Genomic DNA, 15,369 nt, shown 5'->3' with positions numbered 1-15,369 from the left:
GGAGCAGTCGCTAGCGAATCGGTTGAAGCGAGCGCTCGACAGATCGGGCAACGTATTGCGTCGCCACGCGCTGCTGATCGGGATCGAGCGCTGCCCAGATGTTGTCGCCGCTGCAGGCTTCGCCGATCGCACCGGCCACCTCACGAACGAGCGACAACACCTCGTCGACATCGAGTCCGACGCTCTGTGCGAATTTGCGCCAGTGGTTCGGAGTCACCGCCTTCGCCGACCGCGCCCCACCGATGGCCATGGAGAGTCGTTGGTCGACCTCAGGAAAGAGGAATACCGGCACAAGGTCGTACAACGGTGTCATCGCAACCCCATCGGGGCGTAGATACAGCGAGTAGTTCTTGGCGTGGGCATCCGCGTTCCCGACGATGACGTTGAACGCCAACTGGCGGAGGAACTCCGACGTTACGCCACCGCCGGTGTCGATTGTTCGGAGCAGCGAAACGACCTCTCGTGCCGTCACGTCGTACTTGCCTTCCGGCGAACGACCGAGGCTCTGAGCGAGATCCTCCATGTGCACGCGAGCTGCAAGTGGCCCCACAGAGGGCTCACGATCGAACCGCCTCACGACATACGCGCTTTGATCGGCGAAGGTCTCGACACCGGCGGCGGCAACCGACAGCCCGGCCCGCTTCGCCAGGTTCATCGCCGCCGCCTCCGCTGCCTCGATCCCTCGATAGGTGGGGCTCCCTGGCTTCACGATGTGAGTCGATGGCACCGATTCATTCGGCCAATACCAGTCGTCCTCCACGAGCGAGAGTGCGAACTTGCCTTGAGCCCCGGCGAGCAAGAATCGTGCTGGAACGCCGGCCGGTGTCGTGTCGCTGTCATCGCGCTTGATGGCCGCAACCCGTTTCGCGATGTCTTGCTCTGCTGCTGGACTGATTTCCGAAGCGCGCTTGGTCGGCTCCTGGTCTTCGGGCAAGAGAACGAGCCCACCGGCCATATCGCCTCCGGCGGCGTGGATCAGGTCGAACACGCCCGCACTGGCCGCGCCGTAGACCGAGGCCATGCGCGCTCGCGTCCGCTCCTGTTCCGGAAGCAGGTTTGCCAGAAAGTTGAAGGCGGCCTTCTTCTTTGCTGGCCGGTCACGAGGCAACGAGAGAGAAATCGGTGTGGCCGATGCCCCTTCGTCGTAGTCGAACGACACCCCGTCGGCTGCGACGACGAACTGCCCCACATGGCGACCTTCTCGCCAGACTTCGATGCGACCGTTCATGTGATGGCCATATCGGGCAACGCTCTGGGTTCGATGCCAATCGAACGGAGTACCCGTCGCACGTCACCGGGTGCGCGCAGCGGCAGGGCGCGTTCCATCCGGCGCACGACATCGACGTCCACACCCGCCATCGCCGCCAGATCGTCGCAGCTCAGCTCGCGAACGACCCGCTCGGCGTAGCCCACGTCGGCCAGCCTACGCGGGTCCCGCAGGTAGGTCGTGCGCTGACCGAGCAACGCATTGATGCGAACGTCGTCTCCGGCCATGCCCTCGGGCCGCCGAGGCTGTGGGCTCGATTTCGTTACCTCCGCGACACCGAGCCGATCTCCTCCCGCTTCTCGACCGTTAAGCCGACTTACAGGTCAGAGGCCGACCATAAAGAAAGCGCCCAAAACCTTTAAGGTCGATGGGCTGACGTCGTGGACCTCGCGCGATACGAGCCAACGCTGTTCGAAAACGGGCGTCACACAGGCGGCCCGCACGGATACGTCGCGTACTTCCCATCACCCATCCCCCGAGATGTCGAGGCAACCAATACCGCACCCAGCGACGACGTCCAAGAAGTCGTGAACTATGTCAACGCGTTTCATCACGGGGTCGAGCGGTCACACTCGCTGCCGCTAAGCATCCGACTTATCCGGGAGATGCACGCGATCATCCTGGCCGGCGCACGAGGGCAAGAACGGCATCCTGGCGAGTTGCGTACATCGCAGAACTGGATCGGGACGGGAGGGGCAACCCTCGCTGCACCGCTGCTCTACCTCTCCCCCTACCTGGAGGCTCACAGGCAGGCGTACTACGACGCGCTCCAGGGCGTACGCGAACGGGGCGACCTTGAGACGTGGCTCCAGCTCATCCTCGAAGGCATTCGGGTTCAGTCAATCGACGCGGCCACCCGTGCTCAGGAACTGTTGGCGCTACGGGAGCACTACCGCGCGATCTTCGCGGCAAGGAACTCGTCGAGCGTCATCGCCACCATCGACCTTGCGTTCCAGTCTCCGGTCCTCAACGCCGCCATGGTGGAGCACGCGTTGGGGGTCTCGACCGACAGCAATTGCTGCGCTGAACAAGCTCGCTAGCGCAGGCACGCCCAGCGAACTGCCGCCCGGTCCACGCGGCGCTCGCCGCTGGAGTGCAGCGTCGGTCATCGGAATCCTTGCCGCCGATGAACCCGGTGCGCCGGCGTAACCCCCAACCGTACGAGTCGGTGCAACAACTCCGAGTTGCGACCGGTTCAGCACCTCAGGTGAAGCAGGTCGCGAGGAACGCCTCAAATCCTGTGAGGTCGCTCGCCGCCACGAGGTGACCTTCGTCGTTTCGGCCGATATCGAGGGCCGGGCAGAAGAACGAACCCGCCGGGGTGAAGAAGTGCGGCGAGCCGATGACGCCTCGCTCCGCTCCTTCTCGATGATCGCGTTCGGGCGCGCTCAGGTCGGTCGGGTCGTACGCGATCGCATGGGCGGCTGCGATGTCGGCCAAGACAGCCGGATCTGCGATGTTCTCGCCACGTTCGAAGAGCCGGTCGCGCAACTCAAGGCTGACCGCTTCGCCGACCGTCGAATCGACTCCATAGGCGGCGGCCTCGAGCGCGAGCGCCGGCAGCGACGTCGACGGGAACGCCGCCGCGGCGAATCCCACGAACAGGTCCTGGGCGACCTGTGGCCGGATCTCGTCGATCTCGTCGGCGATGAACTCCGGATCCATCGGCGTGGCGTTGACGAGCTCGAGTGGCCACGCCCGGACGTGGAGACGCACGTCACTGCGGCCCATTTCCGCGCGGCGCGCCACGAACCGGTGGAGGCTGATGTGTGCGAACGGACAGCCGACGTCGGCGAACACTTCGATGGTGGTCATGGCAACCTCGTTTCCTCGCGCGTCTCCGCGTGCGAAAGTATACCCCGGAGGGTATGGTCGATCGAGCGGGTCCTGCGCTTCGATACCTGGCTCGATCTGTCGCCCACAGCTGCGGCGGAATTGAGGTTCGTGACGCGCTCCGACAACACCAGAGCCTCACCACATGACCGTCCATGACACGACGCTGTCGCGCCAACAGATCGCCGACGACCAGCACCACCCGCTGTGACCGGGACTTCAACATTGCGGCCTCCCGGGACGGGGCGGAGGTACTCGGCGTGGACATGTACCAGGGCGGTGCGATGCCAGCCGATCACGAAACGACAGCGGCGGAGGAGGGTGGGGACGGCGGCCACGTCGGCCCCCAACCCTGGACCGCCATGACCGACCCGAAACAGTGCGCTCAACTCGAAGATGAGCTGGCCGAGGCCCGCGAGGTCGCCCTGTCGATGCCGAGTCGACGCAGGGCTTCACCGGAGCGAACGATCACGGGCACCGCCACCTCGGCCTGTGCCAGGGAGTCGGCGGGGTGATCGGCGACAGTTCGTTGAGCGCCGAGGAGTGCGCCGAGCGTGGAGGCCGTAAGACCGGCGGCGAGTCCGGGTGGATGATGCACGCGTGGGTCGTGCCCGGATGCAAGAGCCCGTGGGGCGTGTTCAGCGCCGCGACTCCGTTGTTGGACTCGGCGTTGCGTGAAACCTCGGGAGCCGACGGCGGTGCGCGCGCAGGGGTTCGGTGCGCGACCGCTACGGGCTCGACGACCGCCGAAACGAGTAGCGCTGATCGACCATTCGGTTGGATATAACAATATTGTTGCATCCAAGCCAATTCGGCAGATGTAACGGTATTGGTACATGAGGCGATATTCTGGCGATGTAACGGAATTGGTACATCAAGGGGTGCCGATGGTCGAACGTAGCGATCCAGCACGAGTGGTCAGGGTCCGCTCTGAACGCGACCTCGGCTTGGCACTGCGTGAGGCCCGCAGATCGCGGGGACTGACCCAGGCCGACCTGGCGGAACAGATCGGCATCGAACGCGCCTACCTCGCTGCGCTTGAGGCCGGGCGAAGCACCCGCCTGGTGGGTCATCTGCTGCGTTCCTTTCGTCGGTTGGGCGTCAACGTCACGATCTCGTGGGACGTCTCGGATAAACGGTCGGAATCGAACGATGACTGACCACCTTGAGTTGCGACACGGCCCCACGGTCATCGGTGTGCTGGAACGTTCGTCGGGGTCATCGGTCACGTTGCGTTACAGCAACGAGGTACTCGATTCTGTCGAGACCGGCCGCATCGTCGTGTCGTGCTCAGCGCCGGTTCAGCAGGCTCCGGTCAATGTCACGGCGTGGTGCCGCGGCCTACTTCCAGAGGGGCAGCACTTGCACGCTTTGGCAGCGCGAGCCGACGTCGCTGCGTCCGACACCTTCGGCCTCCTGCGACGGTATGGACGCGACATCGCCGGAGCCTTTGAGATCGTGACGGTCGATCCGCCACCCAGGGACCCGGACATTGCGATCTATGGCCCGGGCGAGCTCGATGCGGCGATCCTGAACCTGGAGGATGAACCGCTGGGAATCGCCGACGATTCGGAACTGTCGCTCGCTGGACTGCAGGACAAGATGACCGCTGTTCGGATTGAAGATCGATGGGCTCGCCCGATCCACGGATACCCCTCGACACACATCCTGAAAGTGGATTCGGCGACCCACCGTGGGATCGTGGCAGCAGAGGCCGCGTGCCTCCGCCTGGCGCTCGCCGTCGGACTCACAACGATCGATGCGAGCGTGACTGTCGTGGGCGACCGTGACGTGTTGATCGTGCCGAGATACGACCGCTCGATCGAGCGCAATGGCACGGTCGTGCGGCTACACCAAGAGGATCTCCTTCAGGCACTGGGCGTCAACCCTGCTGATCGGCGAGAAAAGGCGAAGTACCAACATTCATCCTCCGCACCGAGTTGGTGGCATTGCGCCGATCTGTTGGACTCCTACAGCGACAACTGGAACCACGAGGTGAGTCGACTCATCGCTGCGATGACGTTCACGACGGCGATCGGCAACGGCGATTGTCATGCAAAGAACGTCAGCCTGATGATCAACGACGGCACCGTCACGCTTGCCCCGCTCTACGACACGGTACCCACGATGCTGTGGCCTGCACTGCGTGATCGGGCGGCACTGTGGGTCAACGACGTCCGCCGGAATTCGGCGATCACTGGCGCTGATCTTGTCGAGGAGGCCGTCCGGTTTCGTGTGCCTGTGGGCCGGGCGGCGTCTGCAGTCGAAGACACGCTGGAGGAGATGACGGCGAATCTCCGTGTGCTCGATCACGAAGAAGCGTTCGAGGCGATCACGGCGAACATCGACCGGCTGCGTCGATCGCTCTGATTCCGCCTTGCGGGGCGACCCGAGGCCATCGCTTGAGTTCTACTGAACGACACTCGCGGGACTGGCCCACGGCACCCAGCGGCGCGCGACGGCCGGCAGCGATCTTCGCCAACCCCAACAGCGGCGACTATCGCCTCACCGGCACGTGGACCTCCGGTGGAGGCACCGCACTGTCCACGGCGGGCAAATCGGCACTCGGCCTCAGCGACACCACCGAGGCCTCCGGAAAATGGCCCATCACACCCAGCTTGAAGACTGCGCAATCGTTGTAGTCACGAGGAAACGGCTGAAAATCCCACGAGGTGGTGGCATGACCGTTTCGGTCGATATCGAAAACCTCCTCGTTAGGGTACGCATAGACCTGGATTCTGCCGGACGTCCAATTCGTTGCGTCGAGCGGGTACTCGTCGGGGTCGCGGATGCCGTTGAGGTTGTCGTCCCACCACAGTGTGTAGTTGACAGTAATCCTCGTTGTTGGTTCGCCTGTTGTTGGTTCGTCTGGGGTCGCGGAACCCTCAGACCGGTGCACCAGGCCAGCGTTCCAACCAGACGGATCATCATCAGTGACGTGTCGTATCGCCGAGGTGGCGTCATCCCCCAGGATCGAATCGCCCCCAGACTTCGTTGCAGTAAACCCTCCCGGAGGGACAAACCGAAGCCGGTAGCCTTTCGGGTTACCAGCGGCATCGCTTGGCTCCACGTGCAGACCCCACCAGCCACACCGCCGCCAATCACTCCGATCGGCGCGCGACGGCCGGGTTCAGCGTTCGGGGCGGTCGTCGAGGCCGTGGGTGCGGATGAAGCGGCATCGACGAACGGCGAATCGCCATCCGGCCTCGGTGCGCACGAGATCGTCGTCGTAGACCACGCTGCGCAACACGTCGGTGCCCGCCTCGACGAACAGCAGGTTCGAACGCACGCTCGCCCGGTCGTCGCCGACGAGTTCGATGAACGGCTGCCCGCCGAGATGCAGGCCCTTGGGCGCACCCGTCGGGATCTTGCGGATGCCATCGTGGCCAGCAAACACCCGCCCGTACACGTGATACTCGGCATCGTCGGTGAACAGCTCTACCCACGCGTCGACATCGTCGACGTCGAGGTGAAGGTTGTAGTTCGCCAGGAGTCGGCGGATGTTTTCGAGGTCGTCGTGGCGGTGCTCGGTCATGACACGTTGGTCCTTTGGTCGTTCTGGCTTGCTGGTCGTTCTGGCCCGTTGGTCTGTCGGCGTCAGGCCCGCGGCAACCCGAGCAACTGTCGAGCGATGAGGCCGCGCATGATCTCCGACGCCCCGCCGGAGATCGTGAGCGCACGGCCCCACATGAAGTTGTGATGCCACCGAGCCACGAGATCGCCGAGTTCGTCGCCGTAGCTTGCCGTCGCGATCATCGCGAGTGCCGCCTCGGTGAGCGCGACGTCGAGTTCGGTGTACGCGAGCTTCGCGACCGGGCCATCGCTCGGGTGCTCCTCGTCGTCGAAGATGCGCTGCACGGCGTCGCGCACGATCGCCTTCACCCCCTCGACTCGCGCGAGCAGCCGGGCGAGGTCGATGCGCACCTCCGGCTGGTCGATCGGCGCAGTGCCGTCCTCGTAGCGAAGCCCGACCGCCAGGGCCACGAGGTCGTCGAAGAGCCGTTGAAGCTGGATGGCGTTGGCTCCGACAAACGCCCGCTCGGAGGCCAATCCGGCGGTGACCACCCGCCAGCCGTCGTTCAGGTCTCCGAGGACGTGCTCCGGCCCGACGCGCACCTCGTTCAAGAACACCTCGCAGAACTCGGCGTGGCCGGTGATCTCGCAGATCGGACGGATCTCGATGCCGGGCAGGTCCATCGGAATCACGAAGGCGGTGATACCGGCGTGGCGCTGCGCCTCCGGATCGGTACGGGCCAACAGCACACCCATGTCAGCCCACTGGGCGTCGGTGCTCCACGTCTTTTGTCCGCTCACCAACCAACCGTCACCGTCGGCCACCGCCTTCGTGCGAAGCGAGGCGAGGTCGCTGCCGGCATCGGGCTCGCTGAACAACTGGCACCACACGTGACGACCCGAACGAATCGCCGGCAGCAGTTCGGCCTTCTGTGCCTCGGTGCCGTGGGTCAACACCGCATGGCTCGCCAACATCACTTGATCGAGCGGGCGATACGCACCGCCGACAATCAGTTCCTCCATGGCGACGAGGTCGTGCATCGGGTGATGATCCGACGAGCCACCCCACTGCGTCGGCCACCCGCCGCCGAGGACCCCGTGGTCGTACATTTCGGCGAGCCAGGTTCGGATCGCCGCCTCCTCCGCATCGTCGACGGGCACGCGCACCCCTTCTGCACGCATCGGGTGGGCGCTCTGGGAGATGATGTCGCGTACCTCACGCCGGTACGCGGCGAACGAGTCACCGGTCGCGCCTTCAGCGCCGTCAAGCGAGCTATCGGCGTCGCCAAGGCCCAACCCGATCAACGAGGTCAACGCCCGCCGAGGGTTCGCTCCGAGCGCGTTGTTGGCCTGGGCACGTCGCTCGACGAAATGGAGTCCGTACTCCCAGGTGAAGCCGATTCCCCCGGTGAGTTGCACAAGGTCGTGGGCGAGATGCAGCGCGTGGTCGCTCACCGCGACCTCTGCGAGCAGCCCCAACCGCAGCGCCTCGGCCCGGCCCGAAGCGAAGGCGTCGGCAGCCGCGTCGACGAGCAGGCTCATCGCCCGCAGGCTGACCGCATGGTCGACGAGGCGGTGTTGCACCGCCTGGAATGCGCCGATCGGTTTGCCAAACGCGATGCGCTGTGCGGCGTACGCGACGGTGACGTCCAATGCTCGTTCGAGTCCGCCAACGGTGTCCGCAGCGAGAAGCAGGCCAGCCACCGCACCCACCGACGGATCCGATCCAAGCGCGATGCCGGCGTCGAGGTCGGGCACCGACACCTCGCCGATCGAGCGGCTCACGTCGAACGGCGCTACGACCGGTCGAACGGTCCACTGGGCCGGATCATCGAGGAGCACCAGACGCGACCGGCCGAGGTCCTCCAACAACAACGCGCTCGCGATGTCGGCCCCGTGCACCCGGCGGGCCACACCGGCGGCATCGATACGTCCGTAGGCGACGAGCGTGTCGCCCGAGGCGATGCCGGCGAGCACCGACCGAACGCTGTCGAGCGCATCGTCTCCCAAGTCGGTCGAGTCGACCAGCACACGAGACAACATTCTCGAGACAGCGGTCGTCGCAGCGAAGGGCACCGGCGACAACGCCGCGCCGAAATCGCGGGCGATCGCCGCCGCACCGTTCACAAGGTCTTGGCGCTGACCCTCCGCCATGCCACACAGCGTCGAGGCGCCAAGGTCGACCAGTTCGTGCCAGCGCGCCAAGCCGTCCGGGTCCGGTTCATTCAATTGGTCGGTTCCGACGCCGAGCACCGAGCGCACCGCGTTGCGAAACTCGCGGATGTCCTCAGCGCTGACGTCGTTCGCCGACGCACCTGCCGTTGGTTCGCTCACGTCGATCTCCTCCGCAAGATTCACATCGCCCTCGAATCGAACCCGCGACGCACCGATGAGCCGTGAAACCCACGTTGACGGCCGCGTTCACCCCGATATTACTGAAGATTACGACCAAAATTGACTTTGGCGTCAATGTTGGTATTCTGCCGAGTGGAGGCGTGGAGCGTCAAACGAAGTGCTCGCGCCACCTCCCCGAAGGAGCAGCACCACCATGACGGATCAGCCGTTCTTCGACTTCGACAACCACTATTACGAGGCTCCCGACGCCTTCACCCGCTACCAGGACCGTGCGTTTCGCAGCCGGGGTGTGCGGTGGGCCGAGATCGACGGGCGCAAGCGGCTCCTCGTCGGCGGGACGCTCAACTCCTATGTCGCCAACCCCACGTTCGACCCCGTCGCCAAGCCCGGCTCGCTGTTCGACTGGTACCGGGGCAACCCCCATCAACAAAGCATCGTCGAGGCGTTCGGCGAACTCGAACCGCTGCCCGCCGAATACCACGACCGCGACGCCCGCCTCGCCGTCATGGACACCCAGGGCGTCGGCGCCACCCTCATGTTCCCGACCCTCGGCGTGGGCATCGAAGAGGCGCTACGCCACGACTCCGAAGCGGCCGCAGCCGCCTTCACCGCGTTCAACCGCTGGCTCGCAGACGACTGGGGATACAACTACCAAGGTCGCATCTACGCGGTGCCCTATATCCAGATGCTCGACCCCGATGCAGCGGCAGCCGAGTTGCAGCGTGTTATCGACCTCGGCGCCATCGCCGTCAACATTCGCAACGCCCCAGTACCGGTGCCCGGCGGGTACCGTTCGCCGTTCGACCCGGTCTACGACAAGGTCTGGGGATTGGCTGCAGAGGCCGGGATCGTCGTTGCGACCCACGCTGGCAACGACGGCTACGACGCGCTGATCCAGATGTGGGAGCCGGGGGGCGCCGAGAGTTCACTGTTTCGCTCGCCGTTACGAGGGGTGGTCACCAAGGCCCGAGCCGTCAGCGACTTCTACGCGGCAGCGCTGTGTCACAAGGTGTTCGAACGATTCCCGACGTTGCGTCTGGCGAGCGTCGAAAACGGCGCGTCGTGGATTCCCGAACTCCTCCACCGCCTCGACGACGCAGCGAATCGCAATCCCGGCTTCTTCGCCGAGCACCCGGTCGAGGTTTTTCGCCGTCAGGTGTGGGTCACGCCGTTCTGGGAGGACGACGTCAGCGGCCTAGTCGACCACGTCGGAGTCGACCGGCTCCTGCTCGGTTCGGACTGGCCCCACGCCGAAGGAACCCGCGTGCCCGCCGAGTTCATCACCGAAACGTTGGCGGGGCTCGACGCCGCGACCATCGAACGCATCTCGACGAACAACGCGCTCGAGTTGCTGGGCGTGAGCATGCCGTGAGTGCGCACGGCGCTCATATGACCGAGCAGACCTCGCCCGACCCGACGCGGTTCGGCGGCTATGGCGGAGCGACGATCGACACGTTGATCGGGTTCCCCACCGATCCCGATCAGCTCTACGCATCGGTGCGTCAGCGGGTCCGCGACGACGAGTCGAAGACCATGGCGATGCCGGCGAGCTACATGTTCCACGACGTCCCCGAGCTCCACGGCGACCGTTTCGATTCCGTCGCCGTGACCCTCGCGGAGATGGACCGTTTCGGCGTCGAGGTCGGCCTCGTCAGTCTCGGCGCCAACCCCGAGGCGGTCGCCACCGCACTCGAACGCCACCCCGACCGCTTCGTCGCCTCGATCACCCTCGATCCCGACGAAGGCACCGGGGCACTCCGGCGTCTGGTGGATGCCCACGAGCGATACAACCTGCGAGCGGTGTCGTTGTTTCCCCACGGCACGGCGTCGCGTACGCCCATCGACGGTGCACGGATGTTTCCGATCTACGCCAAGTGCGTGGAGCTCGGCCTGCCGGTGTTCATCACGGTCGGAATCGCCGGGCCGCGGGTTCCGTCGGATGCACAAAAGGTCGAACTGCTCGACCGGGTGGTGTACGAGTTTCCCGAGTTGGTCGTCGTCATGCGACACGGTGCCGAGCCATGGGTCGACCTCGCCGTGAAGCTCATGGTCAAGTGGCCGAACCTGCACTACTCCACCTCCGCGTTCGCCCCGAAGCACTACCCCACCGAGATCGTGCAATACGCCAACACCCGCGGCGCCGATCGAATCATGTACGGCGGCTACTTCCCGATGGGCCTCAGCCTCGAACGCATCTTCGGGGAACTGCCAGCGGTCGGGTTTCGCGACGAGGTGTGGCCGAAGTTTCTCTACGGGAACGCCGCCCGGGTTCTCCGCATCGAAGGACCGTCATGACGAACGAGAACGACGAACAGGGCGCGACGCAGCGCTCCACCAGCGAGCGCGACGCCTTCCGTGCCGAGGTCAGGGCCTGGCTCAACGCCAATGCGCCAGCCAAGGGCAGCGCCGAGGACTTCTCGGCGATCCACGTCGTGTCGGCTCCGACCCGCGAGGAGTTCGAGTCGCGCGAACGCCGCGCGCTCGAGGTCACGCGCGCCTGGCAACGGCGCCTCTTCGACGCAGGGTGGGCCGGCAGGTCGTGGCCCGTCGAGTACGGCGGCCAGGGCGCACCGAGTTGGCAAAGCGAGATCATCGCCGAGGAAGCCGCGCAGTTCGGGGTATCGACCAAGATGTTGTCGATCGCCTTGGAGATGGTGCCGCCGGTGCTGTTGCGCTTCGGTACCGACGACCAACGCCTGCGCCACCTTCCCCACATCGTGCGGGGCGACCAGTCGTGGTGTCAGTTGCTGTCCGAGCCCGACGCCGGCAGCGATCTAACCAACGTGCAGACACTCGCCACGCCGACCGATCGCGGCTGGACGATGAACGGCCAAAAGGTCTGGACCTCCGGGGCGGTGAGTGCCGACTACGCCATTCTCATCGCCCGCGCCGACCGGTCGATCGCCGGCCGTGGCGGGTTGAGCTGTTTCGCACTCGACATGAACCAACCCGAGGTCGTTGTGCGACCCCTGCGCCAGATGTCGGGTGGGTATCACTTCAACGAGGTGTTCCTCAACGACGCATTCGTTCCTCACGACGCGTTGATCGGCAACCTCGGCGGTGGCTTCGACGTTTTGCGGGTCATGTTGACGAGCGAACGCTCGGCGATCGGCGGCGGCACGAGCGCACGGTCCTCGACCGCATTGCAACAGCTCGCCCGCGACCTCGGCCTCGACCGCGATCCGATCGTCCGCCAGAACCTCGCCCGAGCGCACACACGCGAGAAGCTCCTCGATCTCGTCGGCGCACGAATCGCGGCGATACCCGCAGGAGCCTCAGTCGCAAAGCTCTCCTACTCCGAACATGCCCGGCTCAGCGCCAACACCGCGCTGGACCTGCTGGGCGCACGAGGAATGGTGACCGACGACGAGCACGCCGAGGCCTTCGCTGACCGCTTCTTGTTCGCCCCCGGACTCCGCCTCGGCGGCGGCACCGACGAGATCCAACGCAACACCATCGCCGAGCGAGGGCTTGGCCTCCCACGCTGACGTTCAGCGTCTACTGCAACAGGTCCTGGAACATCTACTGAAACAAATGTTCCAGTAGGTCAGCGCAACGTCCACGCAGCGCGTGGGTCGCGAGGGCTCTGCCCGTCCCAGTCGACCAGTCCGAGGTCACGAAGCGTTTGCAGATGCCGAGATGCGGTCGGGCGCGCCACCCCGGCGAGGTCGGCCACCTGCCCAGTGCTCAGCGGCCGGCCTTCGAGGCGAAGCACGTCGAGAATCTGGCGGGCAGCCTTGCTCAGGCTTGCGCGGACTGTCTCGTCGAGGGCGTCTGCAGCAGACAGTACGAGGCGGACCGATCCACTGCCTTGGGTGTAGATCGGGTCGGCGAGGCCGAGCATCCGCATGTCGGCGAAGATGCGTCGAATGCCCTCGCCGAGTTCACGGGCAATTCCAAGGTCGGAGCACACGCGAACGATACGGGGATTGCGGGCATAGCGGCTGATCGACAACGGTTCGGACGGATCGGCGAGACCCGGAAAGCGGCCCGGGTTCTCGATCTCAATGCGATTCGGGAAGATCTCGACACGAACGTGGTCTCCGGCCATGGAGTACGAGCGATGGAGCACCGCGTTGACGAGTCCTTCGAGCCAGACATCCCGAGGAATGATCGAGCGTGGTTCGAATCGGCCGCTACGAGCGAGTGCCTCCACCTTCGGCACCCATCGTTCGATCACTTCTGCGGCCTGACTGATCTGCTCCGGGATTGAACCAACACATCGGGTGTCACCGCCTTCATACAGCGACATCGCCGACCCGGTACCACGACGAACGGCCGCGTATCGCAGCACACGCACTGAGGCGCTCGGAAACAGTGATTGAGGACGCTCCGCAAAGAGCAGCCATCCGGCGACCGTCAAACGACCGTCACGGGTCAGGAGATCGCGGGCAGCAAGCATGTCTCTGGGCGTCTGTGAACCAATCGACGTCTGATAAGCACCGACCTGGTTCTGGTCGAGGTCATCGACGTGGGCCTCGACAGCGGTTCCGTCGAAGGGGGTGCTGCCTCGATCGAACTCCAGCTCTCGGCGTTGCGAATAGCCGAGCTTTCGCGACTCGTCGCCCACTCGGAGATAGACGTCTCCCTTGGTCGTCTCGTGGACATGCTCGCCGGGATCGATTCGAAACACGAGCACCACCCGACCGTCCGAGACCTCAAACTCGGTCGCGGTACACCGCACGACAGGGGACGTAAAGTCCTGCGCCGCCTGTCGCAACGCGTTGATATGGGGTGCTGCGACTCCATCGACAACGCCGTCGTGAATGCCAACAGCGACGTAGCCGCCCTCGGCATTCGCCATCGCTATCAACGGAACTGCAAGGTCTCGCGCGCTGATGCGACCTGCCTTGCGTTCGAACCACTGATCCTCGGGCAAGACGCTCAGCCGCTCCGCCGCCTCGTCTGGGGGAAGGGCAAGCGCACGGTCGACATCGCCAGGAACCATGGATCTACTGTAACATTTTTACAGTAGGTTTCAGTATCAGCCGTCGAACTGTCACGCGTCCGAAACGCTGGTCGCCGGCTGCGTGACGTTGCAGGTCTCGAACTCCGAAGAACCGACCGGGTAGTGGATCGTCTTGCGCTCGGCCAACAGTTCCTTGCACTCAGCGAAGGTCCTGTAGCCGTAATGGTACGAACTGAGCGAGGGCTTGGCCAGCCGCGTTGGGGTTCAGCGTCTACCACAACACGAACGCCCTACTGCAACAAATGTTCCGGTACGTCAGCGCAACGTCCACGCAGCGCGTGGGTCACGACGGACAGCGCTACGGCAGCAATTCATCATCGGCTGCAGCATCGCTATAACTATCCAACGGTTCGTCGCCACCAATCTCTCGCCGCTGTCCGAGCCTCAGTCATCGTCGGAGTCCAGATAGCGGCAGAAGTAGATGTCCTTGAGGCCCAGGACCCGTTGCCGAGCATTGCCGCTCCATTCGCTATCGAGACGAGCACGGGACAGCTCCACGATACAACTGGTCAATCCTTCGTAGAAGTACTGCGCAGTCGAAATCTGGCGAAGACTTGCTACGAGCGTCGACGGACGCGAGTTCACTTCTCAGGCTACATCCTTTGGAGTAGCGCAACACCAGCGATTCAATCGACGGATCGTCGTGGTGTAGCACTCGACCCCACGTCATGAACGCCGCCTCGTTGCCATCGGCATCCCGTCCGATCAACCCCACAATCTCATCTATCATCCCGAAAACTCTCCAAGTCTACACGAGAGAGATTCTCCTGTTGGGGCACTCTCACTCCTGACCGAATGGCGGTGTCAATGGATCTGCAGCCGATTCCTGTCGCTGGAACTCAGCCCTCCATGTCGGATCCCAATCGATACCAAATACTCGATTCTCTTTCCTGAGCCGGCTGATCACGGCCGAGAGCACCTCTGGGCGATCAGCGACGTCGGACATGCGTCCCGCGAATACAGAATTGATATCCGCTTCACTATGGGCGCACCGGACTGATGCACGGAATAGTTCATATTTATATATATATCGTTTGGATTGCCGAACAGCGACACCTCTAGATGTCTGCCGTAGTTGTCCGATCCAGCGATTGCTGTCCCGAGGGAATCATTACCAGCGCGCTCAGCCGCTGCCTGCCTCATTGAAACGATTGCAAGTGATTCCCACTCACGCTGACAGCGTTCTCTCATTCTAGGTCGCCTTCAGTCGGCGGTCGACGAATCGAATGGTGCATACACCAATCACACTGAGCGCCATGCCACCGACAACACCGATTGAGACGTCGATCCAGCTAATATAGCCATCGGCTCTGAGCCATACGAAACCACCGACGACCGCGCAACCTTGAGCGACAAGTACCATTCCCACTACCCACGTTACGATCCTCGCAAATGCCCCGACTACGGAATCCATGATCTACAGACCGCCAGT

At 64.1% G+C, this 15,369-nt stretch carries 14 protein-coding genes; 7 read left to right on the top strand and 7 right to left on the bottom strand.

Features of this window, described 5'->3' with window-relative positions; all coding sequences use genetic code 11:
• Window positions 1-10 precede the first annotated feature (10 nt).
• Together M9952_03875 and M9952_03870 are read right to left on the bottom strand one after the other, a co-directional pair.
• Window positions 11-1,228, bottom strand: coding sequence for a HipA domain-containing protein (locus M9952_03875; protein MCO5312060.1), 1,218 nt, complete (start codon window positions 1,226-1,228; stop codon window positions 11-13).
• On the bottom strand, window positions 1,225-1,494 hold the full coding sequence (locus M9952_03870; GenBank protein ID MCO5312059.1) for a hypothetical protein: 270 nt from the start codon (window positions 1,492-1,494) through the stop codon (window positions 1,225-1,227). The genes M9952_03875 and M9952_03870 overlap by 4 nt, the downstream gene beginning before the upstream one ends.
• A 153-nt stretch (window positions 1,495-1,647) precedes the next feature.
• Between M9952_03870 and M9952_03865 the strand changes: the two genes are divergently transcribed.
• A complete protein-coding gene (locus M9952_03865) occupies window positions 1,648-2,307 on the top strand; it encodes a hypothetical protein (GenBank protein ID MCO5312058.1) in 660 nt (219 codons plus the stop codon).
• A gap of 163 nt (window positions 2,308-2,470) precedes the next feature.
• Here M9952_03865 and M9952_03860 read toward each other — a convergent pair whose 3' ends face one another.
• Window positions 2,471-3,082, bottom strand: coding sequence for a DsbA family protein (locus M9952_03860; GenBank protein ID MCO5312057.1), 612 nt, complete (start codon window positions 3,080-3,082; stop codon window positions 2,471-2,473).
• Between the two features lie 278 nt (window positions 3,083-3,360).
• On the opposite strand from M9952_03860, the gene M9952_03855 reads away from it, so the two are divergent.
• The 3 genes from M9952_03855 (at window position 3,361) to M9952_03845 (ending at window position 5,470) form a co-directional block, all read left to right on the top strand.
• Window positions 3,361-3,615 (top strand): hypothetical protein, encoded by a 255-nt coding sequence (locus M9952_03855; protein ID MCO5312056.1) that lies wholly within the window; start codon window positions 3,361-3,363, stop codon window positions 3,613-3,615.
• A gap of 372 nt (window positions 3,616-3,987) precedes the next feature.
• Window positions 3,988-4,260, top strand: a complete 273-nt coding sequence (locus M9952_03850; protein MCO5312055.1) for a helix-turn-helix domain-containing protein — start codon at window positions 3,988-3,990, stop codon at window positions 4,258-4,260.
• Window positions 4,253-5,470: a HipA domain-containing protein gene (locus tag M9952_03845; GenBank protein MCO5312054.1), complete on the top strand. Its 1,218-nt coding sequence runs from the start codon at window positions 4,253-4,255 to the stop codon at window positions 5,468-5,470. The genes M9952_03850 and M9952_03845 overlap by 8 nt, the downstream gene beginning before the upstream one ends.
• Before the next feature lie 127 nt (window positions 5,471-5,597).
• Here the strand turns inward: M9952_03845 and M9952_03840 are convergent, their stop codons facing one another.
• From M9952_03840 to M9952_03830, 3 genes are all read right to left on the bottom strand, one after another.
• Window positions 5,598-6,170: a hypothetical protein gene (locus M9952_03840; GenBank protein MCO5312053.1), complete on the bottom strand. Its 573-nt coding sequence runs from the start codon at window positions 6,168-6,170 to the stop codon at window positions 5,598-5,600.
• Window positions 6,171-6,230: 60 nt separating this feature from the next.
• On the bottom strand, window positions 6,231-6,635 hold the full coding sequence (locus M9952_03835) for a nuclear transport factor 2 family protein (protein ID MCO5312052.1): 405 nt from the start codon (window positions 6,633-6,635) through the stop codon (window positions 6,231-6,233).
• A 62-nt stretch (window positions 6,636-6,697) separates the two neighbouring features.
• Window positions 6,698-8,947: an acyl-CoA dehydrogenase family protein gene (locus M9952_03830; protein MCO5312051.1), complete on the bottom strand. Its 2,250-nt coding sequence runs from the start codon at window positions 8,945-8,947 to the stop codon at window positions 6,698-6,700.
• Window positions 8,948-9,161: 214 nt separating this feature from the next.
• Here M9952_03830 and M9952_03825 point away from each other — a divergent pair, with 214 nt between their 5' ends.
• The 3 genes from M9952_03825 to M9952_03815 are packed head-to-tail and all read left to right on the top strand — an operon-like array spanning window position 9,162 to window position 12,456.
• Window positions 9,162-10,340 carry an amidohydrolase gene (locus M9952_03825; protein ID MCO5312050.1) on the top strand — a complete coding sequence of 393 codons (1,179 nt, stop codon included), beginning with the start codon at window positions 9,162-9,164 and terminating at the stop codon, window positions 10,338-10,340.
• A 17-nt stretch (window positions 10,341-10,357) separates the two neighbouring features.
• Window positions 10,358-11,263: an amidohydrolase family protein gene (locus M9952_03820; GenBank protein MCO5312049.1), complete on the top strand. Its 906-nt coding sequence runs from the start codon at window positions 10,358-10,360 to the stop codon at window positions 11,261-11,263.
• Complete coding sequence (locus M9952_03815; GenBank protein MCO5312048.1) at window positions 11,260-12,456, top strand: acyl-CoA dehydrogenase family protein; 1,197 nt, start codon at window positions 11,260-11,262, stop codon at window positions 12,454-12,456. Before M9952_03820 ends, M9952_03815 begins: the two co-directional genes overlap by 4 nt.
• 59 nt (window positions 12,457-12,515) lie before the next feature.
• On the opposite strand, the gene M9952_03810 is transcribed toward M9952_03815, so the two are convergent.
• Complete coding sequence (locus M9952_03810) at window positions 12,516-13,916, bottom strand: putative DNA binding domain-containing protein (protein MCO5312047.1); 1,401 nt, start codon at window positions 13,914-13,916, stop codon at window positions 12,516-12,518.
• Window positions 13,917-15,369: the final 1,453 nt, after the last annotated feature.

The sequence above is a fragment of the Microthrixaceae bacterium genome (assembly GCA_023957975.1).
GTDB lineage: Bacteria > Actinomycetota > Acidimicrobiia > Acidimicrobiales > Microtrichaceae > JAMLGM01.
Note: the sequence above shows the minus strand (reverse complement) of the source record. Positions and strands in the feature narration are given on the sequence as shown.

What these genes read in the sequence shown, in the direction of transcription:
- M9952_03870 (MCO5312059.1), bottom strand. Translation starts at nt 1,494, where the DNA reads ATGGCCGGAGACGACGTTCGCATCAATGCGTTGCTCGGTCAGCGCACG.
- M9952_03820 (MCO5312049.1), top strand. Translation starts at nt 10,358, where the DNA reads ATGACCGAGCAGACCTCGCCCGACCCGACGCGGTTCGGCGGCTATGGC.
- M9952_03875 (MCO5312060.1), bottom strand. Translation starts at nt 1,228, where the DNA reads ATGAACGGTCGCATCGAAGTCTGGCGAGAAGGTCGCCATGTGGGGCAG.
- M9952_03850 (MCO5312055.1), top strand. Translation starts at nt 3,988, where the DNA reads ATGGTCGAACGTAGCGATCCAGCACGAGTGGTCAGGGTCCGCTCTGAA.
- M9952_03810 (MCO5312047.1), bottom strand. Translation starts at nt 13,916, where the DNA reads ATGGTTCCTGGCGATGTCGACCGTGCGCTTGCCCTTCCCCCAGACGAG.
- M9952_03860 (MCO5312057.1), bottom strand. Translation starts at nt 3,082, where the DNA reads ATGACCACCATCGAAGTGTTCGCCGACGTCGGCTGTCCGTTCGCACAC.
- M9952_03815 (MCO5312048.1), top strand. Translation starts at nt 11,260, where the DNA reads ATGACGAACGAGAACGACGAACAGGGCGCGACGCAGCGCTCCACCAGC.
- M9952_03835 (MCO5312052.1), bottom strand. Translation starts at nt 6,635, where the DNA reads ATGACCGAGCACCGCCACGACGACCTCGAAAACATCCGCCGACTCCTG.
- M9952_03845 (MCO5312054.1), top strand. Translation starts at nt 4,253, where the DNA reads ATGACTGACCACCTTGAGTTGCGACACGGCCCCACGGTCATCGGTGTG.
- M9952_03825 (MCO5312050.1), top strand. Translation starts at nt 9,162, where the DNA reads ATGACGGATCAGCCGTTCTTCGACTTCGACAACCACTATTACGAGGCT.